Here is a 15958-nt window from a genome sequence, read left to right as displayed (position 1 = left end):
TGTAACTTTAATTTTATTGCCTGAAAGTAAAAAGAATTATTCTGTATTTATAATTCTCTTATTTTGGATTGTTTATTATGGTGTTATTAAAATAAATGATTTGAAAAACAAACGAAGAAAATTATAGGGCATTTAATTGAAAAACCGATCTTCAACAATCGGGCGCAATTCTTTAATTAAGAATGCGTCTTTTTTCATGAAAGGGCCATATAGTTTGTAACATACTTTTGTCCCTATAGATACATCCTCATTGATTATTCAATACCTTTTTATAACGAAAGGTGTTTTTATTTATCTCGTTTTTAGTTAATCCTAGCTGAATATTGATTACAACAAATGCACCTATTCTGATGGTTTGTTGAACAGTCAAATTAAAGAGGAAATTCCTCAATTAGATGTAGATGTATTGTATTTAGCGGTCGTGGAAAGCTTTTTGAGGCAAAGCTTACGATACATAAACACAAGCAGAGCAAACAAAAATCGTTCGTTTAGATGCGTTAAGCGTTGAAAAGCAATTATCTTTTCGAAAACAACAACCAAAGAAATAGTAAAGCGTATTTTGAATTAATCAAAACACGCTTTTTTTATACTCAAATGAATTATTCTTTTATTATCATGTGCCTTCAAGTAGCGTTACCTTTAGATGACTTACAGTTAAAACACCAAGAAGTTGTGTACTGTCGCTACGAAAAGACTTACATAAAACATTTGTCACTGCCGTTTCACTTACGTTACATAAAACATTTGCTGAAAGAAGTTATACTGCAAACGATTTACTGTAAAACAATAGTTTTCGCTCGATCCTCATTGACAGTATAAAGGAAGAAGTTTAATGTAATATCTTTTTCTTTTATATTTTTAAATGTTTCTACTTGTTTGTGTGTTCTTAACACTCCGTCATTAGAACGAGTTTCAGCAAAGATTCTTTTGCCATTCTCATAAATAACATTTTGTGTAATACCTCCAAATTGCTCGTTCTTACTTTCTGATTCAACAATTAAATCATTACCTTTCGTATAGTAGGTAATATCAATTGGATACCCGTTTAATTCTGCATTTAGAGTCTTTGGAACTTCAGAAATATTTCTTAGCTCTACTTTGTCTTGCTTTCCAGCTTCATAAGAAATCTTCGCATCATTTAAAGTAAGAGAAATTTCTTTATTCGTAATATCCTTTATCAGCCCCATTGTTTCAAAAGAAATATAATCTTTAAAATTATTTCCCGATAATTCCTGCTCACCAATTCGTAATTTAAACTGACGATAGTTGAAATGAGCTATATTAGAATTAGAATCTATATATTTTTCATCAAAATAAAGCTTTACCTCACTCGGTGTAATAACAAGCTCGTTAAATTGAAGTTGCTGAGAGCCTATCTCAATTGTTTCGTCTATATCCATAACAAATGTAGATTTTTTAGCAAGATCCTGATTGTATTGGAAATCCAGGCTCCACGTATCTGGTTTATAACTTACTGTATCAGTATAACTTAAAAATACCCCTAATTTTTCTACCACTTCTTTTTGAATTTCTAGTGAATCACTACTTTTAATGACATTTGGTTTTGGACGTTTATGAGTAACGCCAAAACTCGCAATGTTTTCACCTTGAATTTTATAAGATAAATATGCGTTTTCTATGTTATTGGACTCCTCCAGATCGATAAGATAATCCAATGTATATTGCCCGTTTTGATATCCATTTGAAGTGAATTCTATATGTGATATTCCATCTTGATTTATAGTAATCTTTTCAGGGAACGCGTTCGATTGAACCACATCTTTTAACTCTACACTTTTCAACTGTGTCTCCTTTACACCTCCAAGTTGAAGTGTAACATTGCTGTTGTGCGGGATTCCCTCATCTGTATGTAGAATCCCTACTAATTGATCCGTTTCCTGATTATATACTGCGTTAGCCTCCAACTTTATTTCTTTTTCGTCATTTATTTTGAGTGATGCTTGTTCGAAATCTGCTGCATCGATTGGATAATCATGATCAATATCTAAGCTAAAGTTAATAGTAGTACCATTTTGATCTGAAATTACATTATGGATATTTAATACACCAGCTTCGTTTTCTACAGTTTTATTGACTTCCTGTCCAAAGCCATTTTCTAAAGAAGTAATAATGCCTGTTCTATTCATATTTCGCATCCAGTCCAAGATTTCTGTTGTATATTTAGCAAATACAGGTGTGGCTGATAAAACAATTGTGAACATAATGGCGGTTAATATAACTTGTGGTTTATAGCTATGTTTTTTAGTTTTATAATTTTGATTTTGTTGTTTACGGATGATTTTACTCCACATTTCATTCTCATTAGGATAATCTACTTGATCGTACTTCACTTTTTCTTTTATTAAATCGTCCATATTATTCACGATGATCCCTCCATTCAAATAACAAATTTTCATCTATTTGGATAAACTCTTTCGTTAATTTTTTACCTTTAAAAAGCCTCGATTTAACCATTCCCTCAGGGATTTTTAGAATTTCAGCGATTTCTCTATCTTTACAGTCATGCACATATTTCAATATCATTACCTTTCGTATACGAATAGGCAATTTGTTCATTAAGCCGACTAACTCACTTTTATTTTCATTGAGCTGTATTGTACGCTCAATATTTTGGGATTTGTCAACTCGCATCAATGATAGGAATTCAAAATTTTCTTTTAATAGCAGTCTTTTCATTTTCTTTAAGTAATTTCGAGACATATTCATAGAAATACTAAGTAACCAAGATTTTTGATTTTGTATAGATTGGAAATCTTCACTCAAAGCTTTTGCAAATACATCCTGACAAAGGTCCTCTGCATCGTATTTATTTTGAAGCATGTAATAGCAAGCTCTGAAGACGTCCTTATAATATGTTTGAAACAAGACCCTTTCATCGCTAATTTGTTCCATATTCCCACCTCCTTTTCCGTTTTCTACACAAGTAACAATTTAGCATTATAAATAGTTCATTTTTTCAAATGGATCATCTGCCTTCGAATTTGATGGAGAAAGCACCTTATCTATTCAAAAACACTTATTTTAATTATAAATCTTCTTTAACTAACGGCGTGCTTACTTTAACAAGCAAAAGACAAATCACCGACTTGATATTCAGCAATCGGGCGCGATTCTGTAATAAGAATCAGTGCTCGTTATCATTAAAGGGCCAGATTGTGGAGTAATACTACACAAATAAATTAGTATGAATGTTAAAATATAGATATATTTGTAGAAAGTTCACATAAATTTACTGAACAGTTCAGTGTATCAATTTTTTTACAAGTCATTCAAAATAGGAGATTAAAATGGATATTGTCTTAAAGAAAATGTCAGAAAAAGAATTTACAATTTATTTAGAAGATAAGGTAGAGAGATATAGCAAAGTTCAATCAGAATATGTCCATGAGGTAAGTAGCGAAGATCCGCTTTCAAAAGCACGTAAACAGTTATATAATCTACTTCCTCAAGGAATAGAAACCTCTAATCATCATTTATATAATATATATGAAGATGATTCGTTAATTGGATTTGTTTGGTTAAAGGTTGAAAAGGAAAAGAAAAGTGCATTTCTTTATGAGATTTTTATTTTTGAAGAATACAGAGGTAAAGGTTTCGGGACTAGAGTGATGAAAAATGTTGAGGAGTGGTTAGAACGGGAAGAAATTTATTACTTCAAACTTCATGTTTTTGGAAGTAATGAAGGGGCTAGGAAACTATATGAGGAACTCGGATTTGAAATAGCGGGAATAAATATGCTCAAAACTATCAACTGACATTTAGTAATTTGTTATATGGAAGTAACGAGGGCTTTAGTTGAATCACAACCTTCTACAATCGGGCGCAATTCTTATAAAAGGATTTGTGTCTTTTTAGTTAACATCTTTAAAAGCGGTTTTGCATACTTGAAAGATATTGTGCAGTAGGGTGAATGGCTAACTTGGAAAAAAAGAAAGCTATATGTAGGGTTCTTGCCCTGTTTGTTATGAAAGAATTTTTCGAACTGAAATAGAAGGCGAAACAATAAAAACAGTTAATAACACGGTTTATTGTATCGATTTTACAAATGAAATTTATTTTGAAAACCGGTTTTAAAAAAGTAATGGAATACCATTTGGAAATGTAAATTTAATATGTTTGACCTTCTAAATATCCTTGAACATTAATCGTAAATTCTGATAGATCAAAATTGTGCTCTTGTATAACATTTGTAGCTATCTTTTGGATTTTCATCTTAGTACTTTCATCGAGATTTTCAACAGGTAATTTAATAAGTATTTTAGCTTCTTTTTCAGATATAGCATTAGGTTCTATCGCAAATGTTTTGTAGTTATTTTCAATTAATTTAAGCCCAATCTGACCACCTAAATCGTCTACTCTAGATTTAAAATCTTGCGTTTCAGAAAGAACATTGATTACATTGATTTTAATTTGCTCTGGGTTAAATTTGTTTTTCTTTATTACACTAGAAGCTACACTCTGTACCTTATCTTTTAAAGTTTTATCTACTTTTTGTTCAATAGGAAATTTTACTGTGAATTCAACAGGTGTACTGTCTAATTCCCCGTGTTGTAATGTAAATTGTAAGTTTTCTTTCTTTAATTCTTTACTAATATTATCCACCAACTTAGAGCGTTTTAATTCTTCTTTACTGATGCCAAGAGTTTCGGTTTGAACTTTTTTAATCTCATTTGCGAATGAATGAGATTCTTTGACAAAAGAAGCAGACAGAACTACTACAGAAACACAGACTAGAAATACGAATATTTTGATCAAGTGGTTTTTTCTCATTTTATTTAACAGCTCCTTTTTAGCTATAGTCATAATATGAGAAAATTACTGGTATTTATTCAAATTGATTAAGGGGATTTTTGGGTATTAAAATCAAAAACGAATTTAAAAACGTAAAATTTATGATTTGCTTAAAGTTTGGGGCAATGATTTCTGGCTAAAAATACGCTACTCAAATCCGAGTAGCGCTTACGGAACAATATGAGGACATCATGCAATAGCTTATTCTTCAATAATAGGGCGCAATTGTGGAACAACATAGCTGAAAAATGATCAAACTTTTTTATAAAAATCTCATGCTTATCTAAAGAGAGTAACTCCATTTTGATCAATTTTTCAAAATGGAGTTTTTGATGTTGCTATTAAATAAGATTAGAGCTATTTGTTAATCCATCTTTATTCCAAAGCTACATATCTGACTAGAGTTAGCGGTGCTTGCAGTGATTTGATGTACTAATTTCTGAAAACCAATACTATGTATGTGGGATTTTCTCAATATTGAACATCTCCCCTAAGGCAATTGGATTTTCTTTCGCGGTAATATGTTGAGGATCAATACGGTAAACTTGAACAGGCCCTCCGAAAACGGCTGATCGATATTTGTCCACGTGTTGCTGGGATAAGGGGCGATTATAGTAACCAGGTACATATTTATTTATCATCTCTTGCAACATGTGTGTCGCTTCATCCAAATCGAAAATAGGCTGAGCCTTGCCAAAAACCATGACACTCATATAAGCCGTGTCCGTCTTTGCAGGTACTGGATTTGTAATGGTTCCATATTCATCACAAACCGTAAAGCAAACCTCTGGATTCTCTTCCATCACTTGATTTCGTCTCCCGCCAGTGGCTCCATGGAAATAAAGCACTCCATTTGTCCACACAAAATTAAGGGGGACAACATACGGCAAATGACCATCAACCATACCCAAATGCCCAATGCGAGCTTGCTGCAAAAATGCATCAATTTTGTTCTTGTCCAACACTTCTCTTACTTTATAACGTACCTTATCCATTGTTATCACTCCTACTTGTAGTATGATGTGATTTTATCAACCTTTGGATTGAATAAAAACGTCCATAACAACAGCAATTAAGCAATCCATTTTCCACTAAAAACAAAGACAAAACCACCGTTCGAACAAATAATGCTCAAACGATGGTGCTATTTTTTAGGAGATAGGTAATTATAAGCTTATTGGCTGACTAACTTTGCTATATTTGCCTTCAAAGAACGCAAGTGGTGAACCATCGCTCATCTCAATATTGGGCTACATCTATCCTATAAAAGGAGAAGCCTTGAGGTTTGCGGTTATTACAAACAAAATACAATATAAAGGCTATTTCATTTTTACGATAATCTTCCCTTTTGCTCTACCTGACTCCGCATGTTCCATCGCCTTTTGAGCATCTTCAAATGAAAAAGTTCTATCAATGACTGGTTTGATTTTACCAGATTCAATTAAATCGGCGATTATGCGTAATTGATCGCCACTTGGTTTCATAAATAAGAAGGAATATTGAGCATGATATTTCTTTTCAAGTGAGGTCAGTTTATGACTTGCCGCTGAAAATAACAGTGTTTTAAAAAATCCTGCACCATATTCTTTGGCGAAACGAGCATTCGGCCTGCCTGATACGGAGACAATTTTCCCACCCTCCTTGATAATCTCGAAGGATTTTTCTAAGGTCTTTCCTCCAAGCGTATCAAAGACTGCATCATAATTTTTCAGTATAGCTTCAAAGTTTTCTTTCTTATAATTAATCACTTTATCTGCACCCAACGATGTAACTAAGTCTGCACCAGCTTCGCTAGCGGTTGTTGCCACTGTGGCACCCATTGCCTTTGCTAGTTGAATAGCAAAGGTACCTACACCACCAGAGCCAGCATGGATTAAAATCTTTTGACCTTTTTGTAATTGCATGATGTCATGTAAGGCTTGGTATGACGTTAAGCCAACTAGTGGGATTGATGCGGCCTCCTCAAAGCTCAAATTATTAGGTTTTAGGGCTATGTCATCTTCATGAATAGAGATGTATTCCGCAAAAGTACCAATTTTACTCTTCCTTGGACGTGCATAAATTTCATCTCCTACTTTAAAGCGAGTCACTTTTTCACCAACCTTTACGACGACCCCTGAAAAATCATTTCCAAGAATCAGTGGCATTTTATATTGGATTAACAGCTTCACTTTCCCATCACGGATTTTAAAATCAATCGGATTAATACTTGCTGCATGGATTTCAGCAAGTACCTCATATTCATTTATTTCAGGTGTAGGCACTTCTGCCAAGCGCATTGGGGCTTTGCCATATTGATCTATCACCATTGCTCTCATTGTTTTTTCCTCCAGATAATCTATTATATTGTCAATAAAATTCCGTTAATAACGTCTCAATATCCAAAACAAGATTTTTTAACAAACCTAGTTTTGTCCGTATATCGATATAGTAAAAGTTTTTTGTACCTTCTTTACGCATTAAAATAACTCCAGCATCTCGCAAAATTTTAAGATGATGTGACACAGCGGGTCGAGAAAGATGTGTTTGTTCCGTGATTTCTCCTACACGCAATCCCGTTTGACAATCTGTACTCATTAAAACCATTAAAATGGCTTGTCTGGTTTCATCACCAATTGCTAATAGTACCTTTTGAGAATTTATAAAGTCGTCCTTAATCAAGTTAAGCTGGTCCTGTTTATTCATTTAAATCCCTCCTCTTACTAATCAGTTGAATAGTTTAAGTTAATGAACCATTGATGCATATAACGATATAATATTGCTGTATTTGCTGCAATATTGGGAAAGTAAATCGAGACGAATGATTTTTAAAGGCGTACACCCTACTTTCCCCTCTTTCCATAAAAAAACACAGAAGTCACATGGACTTCTGTGTTATTTGCTCTCCTTAATGAGAGCCTTCATATCTCCAACGATTGTTTCAACTGGTACGTTTGTCGCGCCATCATAGTCTTTTACAACTGTGCCGTCTGCGTTTACTAAATAATAGCTCGACATATGTATGACTTGGTCTGAGTTAGGATCGTTTTTAACTAATGAATTAAATGATTTACGTGCAAATTGTTCAATGAATTTTTGTTGATAGCCAGTTAGTAGCTGCCATTTGCTTTCATCTACAACATTATACGTATTTAAGTAATTTGTTAAAACCTCAGGCTTATCCACTTCTGGATCGACGCTAAATGCCACAATTTGATAATCTTCAAGGCCTTCATCCTGTAGTGCTTGTTGAACTTCTGTCATATTAAATGTCATGGGTGGACAGATTGTCGTACAGTTTGTAAAAATAAACATGGCTAGCCAAGGCTTACCTTTAAGATCATCTAGGGTCACTTGTTCATTTTTTTGATTTGTTACTGTGAAATCTTGAACCTCGAGATTTAATGTTGGTTCAAACTTGTAACTACCGCAAGCAGCTAGAATGCTACTAAATGCTAGAACTAAAACTAGCAATATACTTTTCTTTGTCATTAGTGGTGCCCACTTCCCTTCATTTCATCACCTTATTTTATTCATTATAGAAGCTAAACACAAGATAATGGACTTACACCCAGATGGCTATTTGTATAACATGTGAACATTAACTGATTCTGGAATTCCACCTCACTAATTCTTCCAAATGACACATCCTTTTTAAAAATTTTTTCATAGCTTTTTTTATCATTTTCGTTATTTCCCAAAATCTCAGATAATTGTTATATAACAAATTATTTCTACTTAACAAGCTCCCATGGAATTTAATAGCAGAATAATAAAATACAGAAAATTCTCTTTTATGTTTGTATTTTCTCCTACATTCATTTTAATCAACAACAAACTATTTTAACAATATTATTTCACCAGAAAACCGCACGCTCTTTTAAACAGAATTTTTCTAATAAATCCTTATTATTTCTATGTTATTTCCACAAAACAGAAGTGACTAAAAATTATAAAAACTCAAAATTTAGTATTGCATTATAGGATTCTCCCCCATAAAATAAGTGAATATAACGACGAACGAAAAAGAAATATGTCGTTTAAAACAGAAATATATAACTTTAGGGGGAATAATAATGGCGAATGTTTCAAGCAAAAAACAGGCCCAATCAATTGATTATCATGCAATTGAAGCAATGGAATCGTTTAATAGCTTTGTAAAAAAGAAAAATACCTTTCTTTTCTCGATTACCGCAGTGTTTTTAATTCTTTATATCCTGCTTCCGATTCTTGCTTTCCAGCCTGTACTACAACAAAAATTCTTCGGAAATATTACGGGTGTATGGGTCTATTCTGCAGGATTATTTATCATGACCATTGTGCTTTGTACAGTATATGTAAAAAAAGCTGCTTCATTCGATAAAGCTGCAGCTGCAGTGCTAGCAGAGTATCAGGCGAAAGGTGGAAAATAAATGAACATCGTATCCATAGGTTTCTTTTTAGCTATTGTTGGCTTAACACTTGTTGTTACCTATATTGCAGCAAAGCGCACATCCTCTGCGGCTGATTTTTACACAGCTGGTGGTGGATTAAAGGGGTGGCAAAACGGCTTTGCGATTGCTGGTGACTATTTATCTGCGGCAGCCTTTCTTGGGGTGTCTGGTGCAATTGCCCTAACTGGCTTTGATGGTTTCTTCTTCTCTGTAGGCTATGTAGTAGCGAATTTAGTACTGCTTTATGTCATTGCTGAGCCAATGCGAAACTTAGGACGTTATACATTGGCAGATATGTTAACGGCTCGATTCAATGAAAAACGAATTCGTGGCGTGGCAGCGTCTGGTACAATTATTATCGTTATTCTTTATATGATTGCACAGCTAGTCGGTGCTGGTGCATTAATTAAGCTATTATTTGGCATTGAGTATTGGATTGCCGTTTTAATTGTCGGTGTTATGATGACAACTTATGTATTGTTTGGTGGTATGACAGCGACTTCTTGGGTGCAAATCATTAAAGCAAGTCTATTATTATTCGGGACGGGTCTTTTAGCGGTATTAGTGCTAATGAAATTTGACTTCTCTCTTATGAAGATGTTCGACACAATTGCAGTAGATCATGGCGAAAAATTCCTTGTTCCTGGAATAAAGTACACAAGTACAATCGACTCTGTTTCGATGATGATGGCTTTAGTTTTAGGAACATCTGGTTTACCACATATTTTAATGCGTTTCTTTACAGTAAAGGATGCAAAGACAGCACGTGCCTCTATTTCTTGGACAACTTGGATTACAGCTATTTTCTTCTCATTAACAATTTTCTTAGGGTTCGGTGCATTAAACTTTGTAGGTTTAGATCAAATTCTTGCTGAAAGTAAGGCTGGTAATACAGCTGCTCCACTTCTTGCGCATTACTTAGGTGGAGATGTATTGATGGCATTTATCGGGGCAGTAGCATTTGCGACAATTTTAGCCGTTGTTTCTGGTTTAGTACTGACAGGGGCGTCTGCCATTTCTCATGATATTTATGGAGAAATCATTAAAGGCGGTAAATTAACAGAGAAGCAACAGGTAGTAGCAGCACGTACAGGCTCTATTTCGATTGCAATTGTCTCTATTATTCTTGCTCTGTTTGCACAAAGTTTAAATGTTTCATTCCTAGTATCATTCGCCTTTTGTATCGGTGCATCAGCAAACTTACCTGTGATCCTTTATACAATCTATTGGAAGAAATTTAATTCTACAGGTGCTGTAACTGCGATGGTAACGGGGCTAGTTTCATGTTTAATTTTAGGAGCAATGGGACCAAATGTGTGGAGCCCTGTTGAAGGTGCGGCTATCTTTGTTGGACAACCACTTGTGCCACTTGCTGTTCCTGCAATTATTACGATTCCATTAGGCTTTATTGCTGGATACTTAGGTACTGTCCTTTCATCTAACAAAGTGCCACAGGAAGAGGCAGAACGTATTTATAAAGAAATTCGTGTGAAAGCAAATACAGGTGTGTCTGTCTCTGATATTTCACATTAATATTTATACACCTCCTGCATAATGAATTCTAATTCAAAAAATGCAAAAAAATAGGCAAAAAATTCGATTTTTGGTCGAGTTTTTCGCCTTTTTTGTTATTCAATATCTACCAATTTATTTATCGAACAATATTATTTCACTTCCAAAAAACAGAAAAAATCCAATTTTCACTAGGTAAATAGTGTTTATTTTCGATTGAAAAAACAAGATTTTTTTGTAAATTTACCCTTCATTTTTTGTCAAGAATCTAGATTTCTCTTCACTTCATTTATTTATCTGAATTTTCTAAAACCCTTTCTATTCTTGAGTTTGCGCCATTTTTTCTCTTCTAGGAGTATTTTCCGAAAAATTTTTTTTACATAATTTTTCTGAAATGTATTGCAATTTTGTGAACTGTTTCATAAAATGAAAATGTGAATTCACTAAACTAGCAAAATCAAGTCTTGAGGTAGAAAAAATATACACAAAATGGGGAATGTTAATGGCGAACAATCAAGCAAAAAAAGGTATCGTGATTGACTATGATGCAATTGCAAACCAAGAATCATTTAAGTCTCTTGTACGAAGAAAGAACTCTTTTCTTTGGTCTATGACTGCCATATTTTTATCGGCATACATGTTGTTACCAATTCTGACATCGTACACGACAATTCTACACCAAAAGGCATTTGGGGAAATTACTTGGGTGTGGATCTATGCAGCAGGTCTTTTCATCATGACATGGGGGTTATGTCATTTATATGTAGCAAAGGCAAACAGCTTCGATAGAGAAGCAAAAGCGATAATCGCTGAATACGAGAACGGAGGTGGCCGCCGATGAGTAACGGAATGAGTTTTACAGCCATATTCTTCTTCGTAGCCATTGTTGGTTTAACATTAGTTATTACATGGTGGGCATCTAAACGTACATCTTCAGCAAGTGATTTCTACACTGCTGGTGGTGGCTTAACAGGCTGGCAAAATGGACTAGCTATCGCAGGTGACTACTTATCAGCTGCATCCTTCCTAGGTATCGCTGGTGCTGTAGCATTATTTGGATTTGACGGATTCTTCTTCTCTATTGGTTATTTAGTAGCTTACTTAGTGGTATTATATATCGTTGCTGAGCCATTACGTAACCTTGGGAAATTTACTCTAGCTGACATGATTACAGCGCGTTTTGATAACGCCAAAGTTCGTGGAACAGCTGCTTTAAGCACTATTACAATTGTTTTATTCTACATGATTGCACAACTAGTTGGTGCAGGAGCACTTATTCAATTACTTTTAGGAATCGACTATTGGATCGCTGTATTAATCGTAGGTTTCATGATGACAACTTACGTACTATTCGGTGGTATGACAGCAACATCTTGGGTACAAATTATTAAAGCTTGTCTTTTAATGTTAGGAACAGTTATTATTTCGTTCTTAGTATTAAAAGAGTTCGGCTTCAGTATCTCTACTATGTTTAAAGAAATGACAACGGTTACTGACAGTGGCGCTGCTTATTTAAACCCAGGTCTTAAATATACAAATGGACTTGATACAATCTCGATGTTAATTGCGTTAGTATTAGGTACTGCGGGTCTTCCACATATCTTAATGCGTTTCTTCACAGTAAAAGACGCGAAAACAGCTCGTTCATCTGTTATTTGGGCTACTTGGATCGTAGGTATCTTCTACATTCTAACAATTTTCTTAGGCTTCGGTGCAGCAGCATTCGTTGGGAAAGAAGATATTATCGCAGCAAACGCTGCTGGTAACATGGCTGCCCCACTTCTTGCAGAAGCACTTGGTGGCGACATTCTATTCTCATTCGTTTGTGCAGTAGCATTCGCAACAATTTTAGCGGTAGTAGCAGGTCTTGTACTTTCTGGTGCATCTGCCCTATCTCATGATATTTATGGACAAATTATCAAAAAGGGTAAAATTACAGAAAAAGAGCAAGTTCTTGCAGCTCGTATCGGTTCGATTACAATCGCTGTTATTTCTATCCTATTAGCACTTGGTGCACAAACATTAAACGTTGCATTCTTAGTATCTTTAGCATTCTGTATTGCAGGATCGGCTAACCTTCCAGTTATTATTTACACAATTTATTGGAAACGCTTTAATACAGCAGGTGCTGTTACTGCGATGTTAACAGGTTTAATCTCTGCGTTAGTATTAGTTGCTATGTCTCCAAACGTTTGGAATCCAGTTGAAGGTAAGGCAATTTTCGTTGGTGATCCTTTAATTATGTTAACGAACCCAGCCTTAATCTCTGTACCACTTGGTTTCCTTGGTGGTTTCATCGGCACATTACTTTCTAAAGAAACAGATGATGCGAAGTATCGTGAAGTTGACGTTAAAGCAAACACAGGTATTTCTGTACAGGACGTATCTCACTAATACACTCGACAGCCTCGTAAGTATCTTGCTTACGAGGTTTTACTTTTTCTTCCCTATTCGCTACTATAGAATTAAAAATGAATTGGAGGCGATGCTCATGTCACAATCTAAAGCTAAAAAGAAGCGGATGCACATTAAACGCACAGTTGGTAAAGATGTTGAAAAAAATCGACAATCTATCTCTTTTAGTACACATGAACGTCTAACGAAAACAAAAAACGAAAAATTAGAGCATGATTATACGAAATATAAAAAGCAGTATAAGGACGAATAACTCGTACCCTATACTGCTTTTTCTTATTAAAGCCGATAAAATGTTTTCGTGTTTTGCGTAATAATTTTGGCCACTTCCTGTGTTGATAGCCCTTTGATGGAGGCAATCACCTCAATCGTTGAGTGCATCATCCAGGGAGATGTACGCTTCTTCGTAAACGGTCCCTCAAACGGCCAAGGACCATCCGTTTCTACCATCATCAAATCAATCGGATAATCATAAATTAGCTGTTGAATTTCCTCTTCGTACAAGCAATCTGGCGTAATGGAAATAAAATAACCACACTCTATCATGCGCTTCACAATAGCTTCATCCCCTTTAAACCAATGAAAATGGGCTTCGTGAAGCTGATGCTTTTCCAGCAAATCACACACAATATGGGCGTCCTCATATACTGCGTGTAACACAATTGGCTTGTCCAGCTCCTTCGCCAATACAACAAAACGCTCTAATAGCGCCACATAGGGACGTTCATCAATCGCTTGCTCTTGTCTTAAATAATAAGGTAGACCCACCTCACCAATAGCAACCATGTCATCCTGATGCGAACGAATCCAATCGAATAAAGCTGCCTCATCATTTGGACTTAGTAAAGGCTGTTCAGGATGAAAGCCAAAAGCAGCCTTTACTTGCTGATAGCTGTTCGCTAAACGCAACGTTCTTTCACAAGAGGCAAGTTGCATACTAACCGCGATGACAGCTTTCACTTCTTCTAATAAGGAGGGAATTTCCTCATCGGTGTACTGATCCAAATGAATATGCGCATCAATCAACATACATATCACCCTTTTCCTCCTGTAAATACATAAATAATTGTTGCTTTAACGCTGTGAATGCTGCAGAATGTCGAATCTCCTCTTTCCGGGGTCTCTCAAATGGCACGATGATTTCCTTTTTAACGGTTGCTGGACGCTTGGTTAAAACAAGTATGCGATCGGCTAAAAAGAGAGCTTCCTCAATGCTATGTGTAACAAATAGAATGGATTTACGGTACTCTTCCCAGATGGATAAAAGCCATGCCTGCATTTCTAGTCGAGTAAACTCATCCAACGCAGAAAATGGTTCGTCTAAGCATAAAATCGGTTTATCACTGACCATTGCACGAATAAAGGACACACGCTGCTGCATGCCTCCAGACAGTTCGTTCGGGTAGGCATGGATAAAGGAGGCAAGACCAACTTTTTCCAACCATTCCTTAGCACGTTCAACATTCGGTTTATGGTGTAATTCTTCTACAAGCGTGACGTTTTCTACTATTGTACGCCAGGGTAATAGACATGGCTGCTGTGGCATATAGCCAATCGTTCCTTTTTTTCGCTGGATATCCTCTCCATTTAATAAAATGGCTCCTTGATCAATTGGCGAAACACCACCAATTAATTGAAAAAGTGTGCTCTTCCCACTGCCTGAAGGACCAACGATGGCCACAAACTCGCCATCCTTGACGTCAAACGATAGATGATTTAGAACTTGCAGTGTTTCGAAGGATTTAGCGATGTTTTGAATGCTGAGCATGATAGCCTCTCCCCTTCACCATGAATTTTTCAATCAAACGAATACCACTAAATAATAGTAAGCTCAAGAGAACAATCGCAAAAATTGCCACAAATACGCGATCAGTACGGAAGGAGGACTGGGCTAGGGTCATGTAAACGCCAATACCCTTTTTTGCACCAAGCCACTCCGCAATGACAGCCCCCATCACACTATATGTAGCCGCAATTTTAACGCCTGAAAAAATAGCAGGATAGGCATGAGGCCATTCTAGCTTCCAAAAGGTTTGTGCCTTTGTAGCACCAACCATGGCAAAATAATGCTTTAACTCAGGTGCTGTTTGCCTGAATCCATCCATTGCCGCAATGACAATCGGGAAAAAGCACACAAGACAGATAATGATAAGCTTCGGTAATAAGCCGAAGCCAAACCAAATAATAAGCAGTGGTGCCAAGACAAGAATAGGAACATTTTGCGACATAATAAGAATTGGATAAAACAGCTCTCGAATAAATGTAAACCGATGCAACACTACTGCCACCGTTAGCCCACAAGCAATGCCAATGGCCAAACCTAGTAGGGCTAATTGCACCGTAGCGAATGCATGTGGTAGAAAGGTATGATATGACTGGAGGGCCTCCGACAAAATACTACTTGGCGCGGGTAATAACCAATGTGGAACTTCAGCCATACGCACGATTAGTTCCCATATGAATAAGAGGAAGGCGATAAAAATTATCGTCCTTCCCTTCTGTAATGCACGTTTCATTACTGATATTTCTCCGTTAATGTATCCATCGTAATACCCGTTGGCTGATATAAAATTTTGACTTGTGTAATGACATTAATGGCACCAAGCTCAATCATCTTGTCATTCATTTTTTCAATGATTTGAAGCAATGTTGACAGCTCACCCTCCATCGTTGTTTCCAATGGATGTACCTCATATTTCACCCCAGAAGCATCGATAACCGCAATTGCTGCATCGACATATGGTATAACATCTTCATATTTCTCTGTCTTCGGAATGATTTGTACACTGATTAATGAATTTGCCATC

Annotated in this window: 17 protein-coding genes; 6 read left to right on the top strand and 11 right to left on the bottom strand. The window is 35.7% G+C overall.

Annotated features, from left to right (window positions below; all coding sequences use genetic code 11):
- Nucleotides 1–773 precede the first annotated feature (773 nt).
- Together V1L66_RS11245 and V1L66_RS11240 are read right to left on the bottom strand one after the other, a co-directional pair.
- Entirely contained in the window at nucleotides 774–2375 is a 1602-nt protein-coding gene (locus V1L66_RS11245) for a DUF4179 domain-containing protein (RefSeq protein WP_244905032.1), read from the bottom strand.
- Nucleotide 2376: 1 nt separating this feature from the next.
- Nucleotides 2377–2913, bottom strand: coding sequence for an RNA polymerase sigma factor (locus V1L66_RS11240; RefSeq protein WP_016995422.1), 537 nt, complete (start codon nucleotides 2911–2913; stop codon nucleotides 2377–2379).
- 395 nt (nucleotides 2914–3308) lie between these two features.
- On the opposite strand from V1L66_RS11240, the gene V1L66_RS11235 reads away from it, so the two are divergent.
- Nucleotides 3309–3776 (top strand): GNAT family N-acetyltransferase, encoded by a 468-nt coding sequence (locus V1L66_RS11235; RefSeq protein ID WP_016995423.1) that lies wholly within the window; start codon nucleotides 3309–3311, stop codon nucleotides 3774–3776.
- A 352-nt stretch (nucleotides 3777–4128) separates the two neighbouring features.
- Here V1L66_RS11235 and V1L66_RS11230 read toward each other — a convergent pair whose 3' ends face one another.
- From V1L66_RS11230 to V1L66_RS11210, 5 genes are all read right to left on the bottom strand, one after another.
- Nucleotides 4129–4791, bottom strand: coding sequence for a hypothetical protein (locus tag V1L66_RS11230; protein ID WP_333004337.1), 663 nt, complete (start codon nucleotides 4789–4791; stop codon nucleotides 4129–4131).
- A 473-nt stretch (nucleotides 4792–5264) separates the two neighbouring features.
- Nucleotides 5265–5807 (bottom strand): pyridoxamine 5'-phosphate oxidase family protein, encoded by a 543-nt coding sequence (locus tag V1L66_RS11225; protein WP_004227952.1) that lies wholly within the window; start codon nucleotides 5805–5807, stop codon nucleotides 5265–5267.
- A 324-nt stretch (nucleotides 5808–6131) separates the two neighbouring features.
- On the bottom strand, nucleotides 6132–7130 hold the full coding sequence (locus V1L66_RS11220; protein WP_333004333.1) for an NADP-dependent oxidoreductase: 999 nt from the start codon (nucleotides 7128–7130) through the stop codon (nucleotides 6132–6134).
- A gap of 31 nt (nucleotides 7131–7161) precedes the next feature.
- Nucleotides 7162–7497: a helix-turn-helix transcriptional regulator gene (locus tag V1L66_RS11215; RefSeq protein WP_258859660.1), complete on the bottom strand. Its 336-nt coding sequence runs from the start codon at nucleotides 7495–7497 to the stop codon at nucleotides 7162–7164.
- A gap of 189 nt (nucleotides 7498–7686) precedes the next feature.
- The gene (locus V1L66_RS11210; protein WP_115673656.1) at nucleotides 7687–8283 is read right to left on the bottom strand and encodes an SCO family protein; all 597 of its coding nucleotides are present in this window, start codon (nucleotides 8281–8283) and stop codon (nucleotides 7687–7689) included.
- 584 nt (nucleotides 8284–8867) lie between these two features.
- On the opposite strand from V1L66_RS11210, the gene V1L66_RS11205 reads away from it, so the two are divergent.
- The 5 genes from V1L66_RS11205 to V1L66_RS11185 all read left to right on the top strand — a co-directional run bounded on the left by V1L66_RS11205 (nucleotide 8868) and on the right by V1L66_RS11185 (nucleotide 13404).
- Nucleotides 8868–9203, top strand: coding sequence for a DUF485 domain-containing protein (locus V1L66_RS11205; protein ID WP_004227946.1), 336 nt, complete (start codon nucleotides 8868–8870; stop codon nucleotides 9201–9203).
- On the top strand, nucleotides 9204–10757 hold the full coding sequence (locus tag V1L66_RS11200; RefSeq protein ID WP_016993894.1) for a cation acetate symporter: 1554 nt from the start codon (nucleotides 9204–9206) through the stop codon (nucleotides 10755–10757). It begins immediately after the preceding gene.
- Nucleotides 10758–11238: 481 nt separating this feature from the next.
- Nucleotides 11239–11577, top strand: a complete 339-nt coding sequence (locus tag V1L66_RS11195; protein ID WP_036079262.1) for a DUF485 domain-containing protein — start codon at nucleotides 11239–11241, stop codon at nucleotides 11575–11577.
- 8 nt (nucleotides 11578–11585) lie between these two features.
- A complete protein-coding gene (locus V1L66_RS11190) occupies nucleotides 11586–13130 on the top strand; it encodes a sodium:solute symporter family transporter (protein ID WP_333004388.1) in 1545 nt (514 codons plus the stop codon).
- A gap of 97 nt (nucleotides 13131–13227) precedes the next feature.
- Nucleotides 13228–13404, top strand: coding sequence for a hypothetical protein (locus V1L66_RS11185; RefSeq protein ID WP_004227938.1), 177 nt, complete (start codon nucleotides 13228–13230; stop codon nucleotides 13402–13404).
- Nucleotides 13405–13430: 26 nt separating this feature from the next.
- On the opposite strand, the gene V1L66_RS11180 is transcribed toward V1L66_RS11185, so the two are convergent.
- The 4 genes from V1L66_RS11180 to V1L66_RS11165 are packed head-to-tail and all read right to left on the bottom strand — an operon-like array spanning nucleotide 13431 to nucleotide 15957.
- A complete protein-coding gene (locus V1L66_RS11180; protein ID WP_333004387.1) occupies nucleotides 13431–14180 on the bottom strand; it encodes a TatD family hydrolase in 750 nt (249 codons plus the stop codon).
- Nucleotides 14170–14919 (bottom strand): ABC transporter ATP-binding protein, encoded by a 750-nt coding sequence (locus V1L66_RS11175; RefSeq protein WP_333004327.1) that lies wholly within the window; start codon nucleotides 14917–14919, stop codon nucleotides 14170–14172. The genes V1L66_RS11180 and V1L66_RS11175 overlap by 11 nt, the downstream gene beginning before the upstream one ends.
- A complete protein-coding gene (locus V1L66_RS11170; RefSeq protein WP_016993899.1) occupies nucleotides 14894–15667 on the bottom strand; it encodes an ABC transporter permease in 774 nt (257 codons plus the stop codon). Before V1L66_RS11170 ends, V1L66_RS11175 begins: the two co-directional genes overlap by 26 nt.
- A complete protein-coding gene (locus tag V1L66_RS11165; protein WP_036079281.1) occupies nucleotides 15667–15957 on the bottom strand; it encodes a thiamine-binding protein in 291 nt (96 codons plus the stop codon). The genes V1L66_RS11170 and V1L66_RS11165 overlap by 1 nt, the downstream gene beginning before the upstream one ends.
- Between the last annotated feature and the right edge of the window lies 1 nt (nucleotide 15958).

Origin of the sequence: Lysinibacillus sp. IITD104 (assembly GCF_036698265.2) — a bacterium.
Taxonomy (GTDB): domain Bacteria; phylum Bacillota; class Bacilli; order Bacillales_A; family Planococcaceae; genus Lysinibacillus; species Lysinibacillus boronitolerans.
This window is presented reverse-complemented; position numbering and strand designations above follow the sequence as displayed.

Coding starts and splice junctions, on each gene's coding strand:
- V1L66_RS11245 (WP_244905032.1), bottom strand. CDS start 2,375: ATGGACGATTTAATAAAAGAAAAAGTGAAGTACGATCAAGTAGATTAT.
- V1L66_RS11240 (WP_016995422.1), bottom strand. CDS start 2,913: ATGGAACAAATTAGCGATGAAAGGGTCTTGTTTCAAACATATTATAAG.
- V1L66_RS11235 (WP_016995423.1), top strand. CDS start 3,309: ATGGATATTGTCTTAAAGAAAATGTCAGAAAAAGAATTTACAATTTAT.
- V1L66_RS11230 (WP_333004337.1), bottom strand. CDS start 4,791: ATGAGAAAAAACCACTTGATCAAAATATTCGTATTTCTAGTCTGTGTT.
- V1L66_RS11225 (WP_004227952.1), bottom strand. CDS start 5,807: ATGGATAAGGTACGTTATAAAGTAAGAGAAGTGTTGGACAAGAACAAA.
- V1L66_RS11220 (WP_333004333.1), bottom strand. CDS start 7,130: ATGAGAGCAATGGTGATAGATCAATATGGCAAAGCCCCAATGCGCTTG.
- V1L66_RS11215 (WP_258859660.1), bottom strand. CDS start 7,497: ATGAATAAACAGGACCAGCTTAACTTGATTAAGGACGACTTTATAAAT.
- V1L66_RS11210 (WP_115673656.1), bottom strand. CDS start 8,283: ATGACAAAGAAAAGTATATTGCTAGTTTTAGTTCTAGCATTTAGTAGC.
- V1L66_RS11205 (WP_004227946.1), top strand. CDS start 8,868: ATGGCGAATGTTTCAAGCAAAAAACAGGCCCAATCAATTGATTATCAT.
- V1L66_RS11200 (WP_016993894.1), top strand. CDS start 9,204: ATGAACATCGTATCCATAGGTTTCTTTTTAGCTATTGTTGGCTTAACA.
- V1L66_RS11195 (WP_036079262.1), top strand. CDS start 11,239: ATGGCGAACAATCAAGCAAAAAAAGGTATCGTGATTGACTATGATGCA.
- V1L66_RS11190 (WP_333004388.1), top strand. CDS start 11,586: ATGAGTTTTACAGCCATATTCTTCTTCGTAGCCATTGTTGGTTTAACA.
- V1L66_RS11185 (WP_004227938.1), top strand. CDS start 13,228: ATGTCACAATCTAAAGCTAAAAAGAAGCGGATGCACATTAAACGCACA.
- V1L66_RS11180 (WP_333004387.1), bottom strand. CDS start 14,180: ATGTTGATTGATGCGCATATTCATTTGGATCAGTACACCGATGAGGAA.
- V1L66_RS11175 (WP_333004327.1), bottom strand. CDS start 14,919: ATGCTCAGCATTCAAAACATCGCTAAATCCTTCGAAACACTGCAAGTT.
- V1L66_RS11170 (WP_016993899.1), bottom strand. CDS start 15,667: ATGAAACGTGCATTACAGAAGGGAAGGACGATAATTTTTATCGCCTTC.
- V1L66_RS11165 (WP_036079281.1), bottom strand. CDS start 15,957: ATGGCAAATTCATTAATCAGTGTACAAATCATTCCGAAGACAGAGAAA.